Here is a 9,849-nt window from a genome sequence, read left to right as displayed (position 1 = left end):
GGGCGTGCGGATTCTCAGGTGAAGATCCGGGGTTTCCGTATTGAGGTGGGGGAGATCGAGGCTGTTCTGGCGGGGCATGCGGGTGTGGGGCATGCAGTGGTGGTGGTGCGGGAGGACCAGCCGGGGGAGCGGCGGTTGGTGGCGTATGTGGTGCCGGTGGCGGGTGTGGTGGTGGGGGGTGCGGAGCTGAGGGTTTTTGCGGGGTCGGTGTTGCCGGAGTACATGGTGCCGTCGGCGTTCGTGGTGCTGGATGCTCTGCCGTTGACGGTGAACGGGAAGCTGGATGTGCGGCGTTTGCCGGTGCCGGAGGTGTCGGGTGCGGTGGGTGGCCGTGCGCCGAGGACGCCTCGGGAGGAGGTGTTGTGCGGGCTGTTCGCGGAGGTGCTGAACGTGCCCCGGGTCGGCATCGACGACAACTTCTTCGACCTCGGCGGACATTCGCTCCTGGCCACTCGCCTGCTGAACCGCGTCCGGGAGACCTTCGGCGCCGATCTCACCATCCGCAGCCTCTTCGAAGCCCCGACGCCGGCACACCTGGCGGCGCAGCTCGAGGACGGCACCGAACAGGGTGGCCCGCTGGACGTCCTGCTCCCGCTGCGGCCCTTCGGTTCGCGCCCGCCGGTGTTCTGCGTGCACCCCGCCGGAGGCCTCAGCTGGTGCTACTCCGGACTCATCAAGCACATCGGCCAGGAATACCCCGTCTACGGTCTCCAGGCACGCGGCCTGGACAGCGACGAGGCGATGCCCAAGACCATCGACGCGATGGCCGAGGACTACATCGAGCACATCCGCACGGTGCAGCCGGCCGGCCCCTACCGCTTCGTCGGCTACTCCTCGGGCGGCGTCATCGCGCACGCCATGGCCACGCGTCTGCAGTCGATGGGAGAGGAAGTCGACTTCCTCGGGATCCTGGACACCTATCCCGGCCAGCGCCTCCCGGAGACCACCGAGCAGGCCATCCTCGCCGACCTGCTGCGCTGGGTCGGCTATGACCGCCGTTACCTGGGCAAGGAGCCGCTGACCCACGAACGGGTCACTCAGGTGCTCCAGCGCCTGGGCAGCGCGATGGCCACCCTGGAGAAGCGGCACATCGAGGCGATCAGCAAGATCTACGCGAACAACAGCGCGCTTTTCAATGAATTCGTCCCCGAGCGCTTCACGGGTGACATCACGCTGGTCGTTGCGACCCTGGACAAGATCGACATCTCGCCGACCCCCGATAGCTGGAAGCCCTTCGTGGACGGCGAGATAGTGACCCGCGAAATCGACCGCAAGCACACCGATCTCATGAAGCCGGGACCACTGGCGGAGATCGGCCGCATACTCGCCGAGCGGCTCGAGATCATCGACGCCCGCCCGGAGCACCGGAAGGAAGACTGATGGAAGAGAACCGCCAAGTGGCCGAAGCATCCACGCCCGAACCGGATGCGCAGTTCTTCGCAGAGCTCCGGAAGATGCGTGAGAACGAACCCGTCTTCTACGATCCGATGACCGGCCAGTGGGACGTCTTCCGCTACGCCGACGCGCAGCACGTCATGTCCAGCAACCACATATTCCAGAACGATCTCACCGAGCTGACGCCGCCGCAGGAGGACTACGACCTCTTCTTCATCGGCAACATCGCGGCCAAGGACCAGCCGCGCCACCGCCAGCTGAGGCAGCTCGTCAGCAAGGCGTTCAGCGCCCGCTACATGGCCGGCCTGGAACCGCAGGTCACCGAAATCGCCACCGGTCTCCTGGACGAACTCCAGGACAAGGAAGTCTTCGACCTCGCCGAGGAATTCGCCTCGGTCTTCCCGGTGCTGATGATCGCCGACATCCTCGGCACCCCCCGCGAGGACTCCAAGCTGTTCGCGCAGTGGGCCCACGCGCTGCACACCGGAGTTCCCTCCATGAAGGGGATGCTGGACAACGCGAAGCACTACCGGGGCCTGAACTCCTACATGTTCGACCTCATCAAGAAGCGCCGGGCGGCTCCCAAGGACGACCTGATCAGCCTGCTGCTCGAGGCCCGCGTCGAGGGCGAGCGACTGCAGGACGTCGACATCATCGGGTTCGTCGGCATCCTCCTGCTGGGAGGGATCTCGACCAGCTCCGCGCTCGTCACCAACATCGCGCTGCTCTTCGACCGGGCCCCCGACGCCTGGCGTGAAGTGCGGGCCGACCGGTCCCTCGTGCCCGCCGCCATCGAGGAGATCGTCCGGCTCCGGCCCTCCTTCACGAACGCCCGCCGCATGACGAGTTGTGAGACGGAACTGGGCGGCCACGTCATCCCCGAGGGGGAGGTCGTCAGGGTGTGGATCCCCTCCGCGAATCGCGATGACGCGCACTTCGAGAACCCGGACCGATTCGACATCCACCGGACCGGAAACCGGCACATCGGTTTCGGCCACGGAATCCACTACTGCATCGGCGCCCCGCTGGCCAGGCTCGAGGGCAGCACCGCCTTCAACCTGTTGCTGGACCGGTACGCTGAACTCGAAGTTGTCCACGGCGACGGCGTCACCCTGCTCGACACCGGGAGCATGCTCGGCGCGGAGCGACTGCCTGTATCGGTGACCCGCGCCTGAGCGCGCGGGCAACGCCCCTGTGTACAGGGGAAGTTGCCTCCCGTAACGAGAGTTGGCAAGCTATGACGGAGAAATTCCGTAGCCGAGCGGCGGGCAGATTCCGCACCTGGTTTCCCGTTTCGCTGTGGCACGGATTACCTGCGTTCATAGTGGGGGTGAATTTCGTCATCTACTCCACTTCGAAGGCGATATACGGAATGCAGGGAAAGTTGGGGCTACCCGGCGGTCCTGAGGTGAAGGGCGACAACGGACACACGAATCCGGCGCTCGACCAGTTCGTACTCGCCGGGATGGGGTTCGCCGCCGCCCTCCTCGCGTTCGCCACCATCCATGCGGCCGGCCGCAGGATTCCGCGGTGGTTGTTGATGCTCGCCCTCCTCGGAGCCCTCGTACCGATGGGCGCCGGAGAGGCGGCCATCGTCTACGACTCGACCATCGGGGGCGGACAGATCGGCTGGACCGCCTCCGACGCGCTGACCTCGACCGTGCTCTTCGTCCTGTGGTGCACGGTGGTCTGGGGCTACTTCCAGCGCACGCGCCGACGTCCCCGGGCCGCCGTGGGAACGCCCGCCGGCGTCACCGCCGCGCCGGGGGAGGGCCAGTGAGCCTCCAGGGCCGGCAGGAGAGCACCGGCGCACGGTGGCGGCTCATCGGCATCCGGGCCACGTTCGCGTGCACCGGGCTCTACGGGGCCATGAAGGTCTACTGGGCACTGGGCGGCTCCCTGCTCCTCGCGCAGACCCCCGTACCGGCCGAAGCCAGGAAGAAGCTCATCGAGCAGGACGCCGAAGCCATCACCAGCCACTGGCAGTTCGTCGCCGTGGTCGCGCTGGCGCTGGTCTATGCCGCTGCGGTGACGCGCCCCTGGGGCGAGTGGATGCGCAGGATGCCGCGCTGGATCCTGCTCCTGCCCGCCGTCCTCACGTTCCTGGCGATGACCGCCCGCACGGTGCTGCTCGTCATCGGGGACGTGGGAGTCATCTGGTTCGACTGGAAGGGCACGGTCTACCTGGCCTGGTGGGACCTGCTCCTGTGGTCCCCCTACTTCCTCGTGTGGGGCTTGTCCTGGGGGCTGTTGGCGTGGGGTCACCGCCGGGCGGCCACCGCGTAGTCCCGTACGACAGCCATACCCACGCACACTCCCCAGGAGCGGAGCACATGTCGCACATCGCACTCTTCAACATCCCGGGTCACGGGCACGTCAACCCCACCCTGGCCATCGTCACCGAGCTGGTTCGCCGCGGGCACCGGGTCAGCTACGTCATCACCGAGGAGTTCGTACCGCAGGTGGAGTCGGCCGGCGCCACCGCGGTCGTCTACGACTCGACGCTGCCGCCCACCCACCGCAGCCAGGACTGGCCCAACGACGACATCGTCGCGATGTCCTCGCTGTTCCTGGAAGAGGCGGTCACCGTGCTCCCGGCGCAGGAGAAGGCCTTCGAGGACGACCGGCCCGACCTGGTCCTCTACGACTTCACCGCCCACACCGCCCGGATCCTCGCGCGGCGCTGGGGCGTTCCCTCGATCAGGCTCTCGCCGACGCACGTGCCCTCCGAGGGGTACGCGGAGCACCGCGAGCTGATGCAGGAGCTGATGTCCGAGGATCCGGCCTGGGTGGCCTACCGCCGCAGGTTCCGTGACTTCCTCGACCAGGGCGGTGTCGAGATGTCGGTCAACGACTACACGGACGAGCCCGAACTGTGCGTGGTCACCCTGCCACGGGAGTTCCAGTTCCGGGGGGAGACGGTCGACGACCGGTACGTCTTCGTCGGGCCCTGCATCACCGCTCGTCCCCTGCAGGGCAGTTGGCAGGCCCCGGCGGCAGACCGCCCGGTCCTGTTGATCTCGCTGGGCAGCGTGCTCAGCGACATGGCCTTCTACCGGCAGTGCCTCGAGGCGTTCGGCGGGCTGGACTGGCACGTGGTGATGGTCGTCGGCGGCCAGACCGACCCCGCCGACCTCGGAACGCTGCCGGCGAACTTCGAGGTCCACCGCAGGGTGCCGCAGCTCGAAGTGCTCGCGCGGGCCGATGCCTTCATCACGCACGCGGGCATGGGCTCGGTCATGGAGGCCATCCACCACGGCGTTCCCATGGTCGCCGTCCCGCAATCCGCGGATCAGCCGATGAACGCGCAGTCGATAGCCCGGCTGGGCCTCGGCTCCGTGCTGCCTCCCGAGGAGGTCGACGCGGACGCGCTGCGGGCCTCGGTGCTCGCGCTGGCGGCCGATCCGGAGCTGCCCGGCCGGATGGCGCGGATGCGGGAACAGATGCGCGCCGCCGAGGGCCCGGCCACCGTCGCCGGCCTCGTCGAACAGCGGCTCCGCTCCGGCAGCTGACGAAGGGCGGGCCCGGTGCCACCACTCGGGCCCGCCTTCGCGTGGGGGTCAACGCCGGTCGAAGCCCACGTTCCAGAACAGCTCGGCCCGGCCGGTGAGGCCGTGCTCGCGGGCCCGCCCGGTGGCATGGGCATCGAAGACCGGCCGGAACTCGGGGTCGTTCGGCCAGAGCATGGTGAGCTGGGAATCGTAGGCCTCTATGGCCAGGTACTTCGCCTTCCACGCCGGGTCCGTGGCGGTCTCGGCGACGCTTCCGGTGAAGTGCACCCCGTCGGGCAGGGCGGGCACCTCCGTGGTGCGGTGCCCGTACGGCAGGTCCTCCCAGCACAGGGTCGGTGTGCCCGGGGTGGCCGCGGCCAGGACCGCGTCGCGGGTGCGCCGGTGATCCAGGTGGCCTCCGACCGCCGCGCAGGTCAGGACGGCGTCGGGCTGGAGTTCGCCGACGAGACCGGCGATCGTGTCGGCCAGCCGGGCGGCCAGTTCGGATTCGTGCTCCCCCTCGGGGGGCAGACCGTCCATCCCGATCAGCCAGCCCTTGCCGTCCGGTCTCTGCCGGTACACGGCATCGAGGAACGAGCCGTGTCTCTCGGCCACCCCGAGCAGCGACATTGCCCGGCGGTCCTCGTCCTGGCGGTGCACGACGGGGGTGTCGCCCAGCCCCCACAGGCTGTGCAGATAGTCGGCGACCGGCGAGAAGGGAGGCTTCGGCTGGCCGGCGAACACGGTGAACACCGTGACCTCGACACCTTCCGACGCCAGTTCGAACAGCCGACCGCCGGCCGACAGCACGGCGTCGTCCAGATGGGGCGAAATTGCTAGTACATGGCGCACGATGCTCTTTTTCCTTAGTCCTTTGTGCGGTAGTGAGTTCCCGACGCGGGTGAAGTGCGCATCATCCAACTGCGGGTCAGGGGCCGACCAGCCTCGCCCCCCGGATCTGGCAGGTTGCTGCGAGTTCCTTGAGCCCGTCCGCCGGCCTTCCTAGGATCAGCGGCGGGGGACGGTGCGACGGGTGGTGGCAGAGATCGAAATGTTCTTCGGCGCGGCTTTCAGCGTCATCGTCTTCATCGTGATCTTTGCTGCCGTGGCGCAGCGGTTGCTCGGTCTGCGGGTCGGGATCGTCCGCACGCTGCTCACGGGAGTCGTGGGCACGGTGGGACTCGCGGTCTTCGGTGCCGCCATGCAGCGCCCCGAGCAGGGCAGCGGTGCCATCACCACCGTGCAGATCGGCTGCACGTTCTTGCTGGCGACGGTCTTCCTGGCGGTCTCCGAAGTGGTCGTTCCGTCCGGATCCTCGGGCTCGCCCGCCGGCTGGCTGCGGGCGCTGCGCTCCCGGGCGGCCAGGACGTACCGCTACTCCCACATCAGCGCCATCGCCGTACGGCACGGACTGCGTCCGTACCTGGGCCGGGGGCGTGACTCCGACGGGGTCCTCACCACGGGCAGGGCCCGGCTCGCACGGTCCCTGCGGCTCGCGCTGGAAGAGGGCGGCGCGACCTTCGTCAAACTCGGCCAGGTGCTCTCGACCCGCCACGACCTCCTGCCCCCGGAGTTCATCACCGAGCTCAGCAGGCTCCAGTACCAGGTTCCGGAGGAACCCTGGAAAGAGGTGGAGCGTCTCCTCGCACAGGACCTCGGACGGCCGCCCGGAGAGGTCTTCGCCCACTTCGAGCAGGAACCGCTGGCCGCGGCGTCCATCGCCCAAGTCCACCGGGCTCGCCTGCACTCGGGTGAGGAAGTCGTCGTCAAGGTGCAGCGGCCCGGCGTCCGGCCGCTCGTCGAGCGCGATCTCGACATCATCTGCCGGCTCGGCCGGATGCTGGAGACACGCACCTCCTGGGCCGCGGCCCTGGGGACGGCAGAACTCTCCGAGGGATTCGCCACCTCCGTGGAGGAGGAGCTCGACTTCCGGATCGAGGCGCAGAACCTGGCCGCGGTGACCACCGCCTGGGCCCGCCGCGAGGAGCGGAGGATCGGGCTTCCCGTTGTGCACGAGGAACTGAGCGGCGAGCGGGTCATGGTCCTGGAACGGCTGCCGGGCCTACCGATCAGCGCTGCGTACAAGTCCATCGACGAGCGCGTCGCCACGCGGGCCGACATAGCCCGGGACCTGCTGTTCAACATGCTCCAGCAGATCCTCGTCGATGGCATCTTCCACGCCGACCCGCATCCGGGGAACATCCTCCTCAGCGACGACGGACGGATCTCGCTGGTCGACTTCGGCTCCGTCGGACGGCTCGACGGTCAGCTCCGCGCGGCACTGGGCCGCTATCTGCTCGCCATCCACCACGGCGACCCGGCCGCACTGTGCGACGCGCTGCTCGAACTGGTCGCCCGCCCCGACGAGATCGACGAACGGGAACTGGAGCGGGCCCTGGGCCGGTTCATGGCCCGCCACCTCTCCGGTGGAGCGGTCCCCGACTTCCAGGTGTTCGCCGACCTGTTCCGGCTGGTGGCCCGGCACGGGCTGGCCATACCGCCGGAGGTGGCCGCCGTGTTCCGGGCGCTCGGAACCCTGGAGGGCACCCTCTCCAAGGTGTCCCCGGGCTTCGACGTCATCGGAGCGGCACGGGCCTTCGCCGACGGTGAGAAGGAAGGCCCGGGACGGCTCGGGTGGGGGAACGCCCGGGCGCTCAGCCCGAGCGCGAACCTGCACGCCGCGGTGACGCTGCTCCAGCGGCTGCCGCGCCGCCTGGACCGGGTCACCAGCGCCCTGGAACAGGGTCGGCTCGGGATGAGCGTCAGGCTGTTCGCGGATGCGCGCGACCGCAAGTACCTGCGGTCGCTGGTGCACGAAGTGCTCATCACGTTTCTCGGTGCCACGAGCGGGGTGATGGCTGTCATCCTGCTGGCAATACCCGGAGGACCGGATATCGCGGAGGACCTCAGTCTCTTCCGTCTGATCGGTTACCACTTGCTGGTCATCAGCGCGGTGCTCGTCCTGCGCATGCTCTTTACGGTTTTCCGGGCAAAACGCTGAGGGACCGGGTCCATACGGGCTCCATTGTCCTCCTGCTGTTCCGGAGAATTCCCGGCCCGGTGACAGGTTCCGGTCACGGGGCTGGGTCGGTGATCCGGCCGCTGCGATCGTGGTGGGAAAGCTGACTTCTCTAGGCGGGGTACATGGACGCAGCAATAGAAGCTGAGGGAATTCGCAAGCGGTACGGGGACCACGAAGCGCTGCGCGGAGTGGACCTCACTGTGCCGCGCGGTACCGTCCTGGGCGTCCTCGGCCCCAACGGTGCGGGCAAGACCACCACGGTCCGCATCCTTGCGACGCTGCTGCCGTCCGACGGCGGCCGGGCGAAGGTGGCCGGCTACGACGTGGCCGAGAAGCCGATCGAGGTACGCAAACGGATCGGGCTGGCCGGCCAGTACGCGGCCGTGGACGAGCGCCTCACTGGTCGCGAGAACCTCGTGCTGATGGGCAGGCTCCACCGTCTCGGGAGGGCCGGTGCCAAGAAGCGCGCCGCGGAACTGCTGGAACGGTTCGAGCTGTCGGACGCCGCGGACCGGGAGGTCAAGACCTACTCGGGCGGTATGCGCCGCAGGCTGGACCTGGCGGCGAGCCTGCTGGCCTCGCCGGAGGTGCTCTTCCTCGACGAGCCGACCACCGGTCTGGACCTCACCAGCCGGATGACGCTCTGGGCCATGGTGCGCGAACAGGTCGCCGAGGGGGTGACCGTCCTGCTCACCACGCAGTACCTGGAAGAGGCGGATCACCTCGCGGACCGCATCGCGGTGATCGACAAGGGACTCCTGATCGCCGACGGCACGCCCGACGAGCTCAAGCGCAAGGTCGGTGGAGAGGTCCTGGAGGTGACGCTCGCCGATCCGGACGACGTGCCGCAGGCCGCTCTGCTGCTGGAGAAGGTCGCCCTGGGCGCGCCGGTCGTCGGCGGGCAGGGCCGCAGCGTCTCCGCGCAGGTCGAGTCGGGCATCGGGTCGATCGCCGAGGTGGCCAACGCCTTGCGTGAACACCGCCTGGACGTCGTCGACTTCGCGATGCGCAGGCCGTCCCTCGACGACGTCTTCCTGTCCCTGACCGGGCACGCGCCCAGTACCGAGGAGCCGGCCGACGCGACCGGCAAGTCCGTCACGTCAGAGCAGGGAGTACCAGCCGCATGAGCGAGCTCGTCAACGACACCATGGCTCTCACCGGCCGCCATCTGCGCCACATCGTGCGCGTACCGGAGAAGCTGATCGGCGTGACCATCGCGCCGGTCGTCATGGTTCTGGTCTTCGGCTACCTCTTCGGCAGTGCCATGAGCGTGCCGGGCGGTGGGAACTACCGCGAATACATCATGGGCGGAATCTTCACCCAGGTCATGCTCTCCGCGGTGGGCACCAGTGCCGCGGGCGTGGCGGACGACCTTCAGAACGGCCTGGTGGACAGGTTCCGGTCGCTGCCCATGTCGCGCTACGCCGTGCTGCTCGGCCGTACGGTCTCGGACCTGGCGATGACGGCGCTCAGCTGCGTCGTGATGGCGGTCGTCGGCACCCTCATCGGGTGGCGCGCGCACAACAGCATCGGAGAAACCCTGCTGGGCTTCGGCCTGTTGCTGCTGCTCGGGTTCACCATGTGCTGGGTGGGCGCGCTCATCGGCCTGGTGGTCCGCAGCCCCGAGGCCGTCAACACGCTGTCCACGCTGATGGTCCTGCCGTTCGCGTTCCTGTCCAATGCCTTCGTCCCGCCGGACGGCCTGCCGCGCTGGCTGCAGGTCATCACCGAGTGGAACCCCATCAGCGCGGTCGTCAGTGCCTGCCGCGAGTTGTGGGGCAATCCTTCGCAGCCCGTCAGCGACGCGCTTCCCGCCCAGCATCCGGTGGCCGCGTCGCTCCTGATATTCGGCGTCCTGTTCTGCGTCATCGTTCCGCTGGCCGCCCGCGCCTACCACCGTGCGGCGGCCCGCTGACCGGGAATGAGTTCCCGGAACCAAAT

9 protein-coding genes are annotated in these 9,849 nt (G+C 68.5%); 8 read left to right on the top strand and 1 reads right to left on the bottom strand.

Annotated features, from left to right (window positions below; all coding sequences use genetic code 11):
* From AB0D94_RS26305 to AB0D94_RS26285, 5 genes are all read left to right on the top strand, one after another.
* Nucleotides 1-1,380, top strand: a 1,380-nt coding sequence (locus AB0D94_RS26305; RefSeq protein WP_362056221.1) for an alpha/beta fold hydrolase, incomplete at its 5' end; no start/stop codon positions are given.
* The gene (locus AB0D94_RS26300) at nt 1,380-2,570 is read left to right on the top strand and encodes a cytochrome P450 (protein WP_362056219.1); all 1,191 of its coding nucleotides are present in this window, start codon (nt 1,380-1,382) and stop codon (nt 2,568-2,570) included. The genes AB0D94_RS26305 and AB0D94_RS26300, both read left to right, overlap by 1 nt.
* A gap of 197 nt (nt 2,571-2,767) precedes the next feature.
* Nucleotides 2,768-3,175 carry a hypothetical protein gene (locus tag AB0D94_RS26295; RefSeq protein WP_362056217.1) on the top strand — a complete coding sequence of 136 codons (408 nt, stop codon included), beginning with the start codon at nt 2,768-2,770 and terminating at the stop codon, nt 3,173-3,175.
* On the top strand, nt 3,172-3,681 hold the full coding sequence (locus tag AB0D94_RS26290; protein WP_362056215.1) for a DUF3995 domain-containing protein: 510 nt from the start codon (nt 3,172-3,174) through the stop codon (nt 3,679-3,681). Before AB0D94_RS26295 ends, AB0D94_RS26290 begins: the two co-directional genes overlap by 4 nt.
* A 47-nt stretch (nt 3,682-3,728) precedes the next feature.
* The gene (locus AB0D94_RS26285) at nt 3,729-4,907 is read left to right on the top strand and encodes a macrolide family glycosyltransferase (protein WP_362056213.1); all 1,179 of its coding nucleotides are present in this window, start codon (nt 3,729-3,731) and stop codon (nt 4,905-4,907) included.
* Nucleotides 4,908-4,955: 48 nt separating this feature from the next.
* Here the strand turns inward: AB0D94_RS26285 and AB0D94_RS26280 are convergent, their stop codons facing one another.
* Nucleotides 4,956-5,738, bottom strand: a complete 783-nt coding sequence (locus tag AB0D94_RS26280) for a PIG-L family deacetylase (protein WP_362056211.1) — start codon at nt 5,736-5,738, stop codon at nt 4,956-4,958.
* A gap of 184 nt (nt 5,739-5,922) precedes the next feature.
* Here AB0D94_RS26280 and AB0D94_RS26275 point away from each other — a divergent pair, with 184 nt between their 5' ends.
* The 3 genes from AB0D94_RS26275 (at nt 5,923) to AB0D94_RS26265 (ending at nt 9,823) form a co-directional block, all read left to right on the top strand.
* Nucleotides 5,923-7,887 carry an AarF/UbiB family protein gene (locus AB0D94_RS26275; protein WP_362056209.1) on the top strand — a complete coding sequence of 655 codons (1,965 nt, stop codon included), beginning with the start codon at nt 5,923-5,925 and terminating at the stop codon, nt 7,885-7,887.
* Nucleotides 7,888-8,030: 143 nt separating this feature from the next.
* Nucleotides 8,031-9,035, top strand: a complete 1,005-nt coding sequence (locus tag AB0D94_RS26270) for an ATP-binding cassette domain-containing protein (RefSeq protein WP_362056207.1) — start codon at nt 8,031-8,033, stop codon at nt 9,033-9,035.
* Nucleotides 9,032-9,823, top strand: coding sequence for an ABC transporter permease (locus AB0D94_RS26265; protein ID WP_327382469.1), 792 nt, complete (start codon nt 9,032-9,034; stop codon nt 9,821-9,823). The genes AB0D94_RS26270 and AB0D94_RS26265 overlap by 4 nt, the downstream gene beginning before the upstream one ends.
* Nucleotides 9,824-9,849 lie beyond the last annotated feature (26 nt).

The organism is Streptomyces sp. NPDC048255 (assembly GCF_040652415.1).
Taxonomy (GTDB): domain Bacteria; phylum Actinomycetota; class Actinomycetes; order Streptomycetales; family Streptomycetaceae; genus Streptomyces.
Note: the sequence above shows the minus strand (reverse complement) of the source record. Positions and strands in the feature narration are given on the sequence as shown.

What these genes read in the sequence shown, in the direction of transcription:
- AB0D94_RS26265 (WP_327382469.1), top strand. Translation starts at nt 9,032, where the DNA reads ATGAGCGAGCTCGTCAACGACACCATGGCTCTCACCGGCCGCCATCTG.
- AB0D94_RS26285 (WP_362056213.1), top strand. Translation starts at nt 3,729, where the DNA reads ATGTCGCACATCGCACTCTTCAACATCCCGGGTCACGGGCACGTCAAC.
- AB0D94_RS26300 (WP_362056219.1), top strand. Translation starts at nt 1,380, where the DNA reads ATGGAAGAGAACCGCCAAGTGGCCGAAGCATCCACGCCCGAACCGGAT.
- AB0D94_RS26270 (WP_362056207.1), top strand. Translation starts at nt 8,031, where the DNA reads ATGGACGCAGCAATAGAAGCTGAGGGAATTCGCAAGCGGTACGGGGAC.
- AB0D94_RS26295 (WP_362056217.1), top strand. Translation starts at nt 2,768, where the DNA reads ATGCAGGGAAAGTTGGGGCTACCCGGCGGTCCTGAGGTGAAGGGCGAC.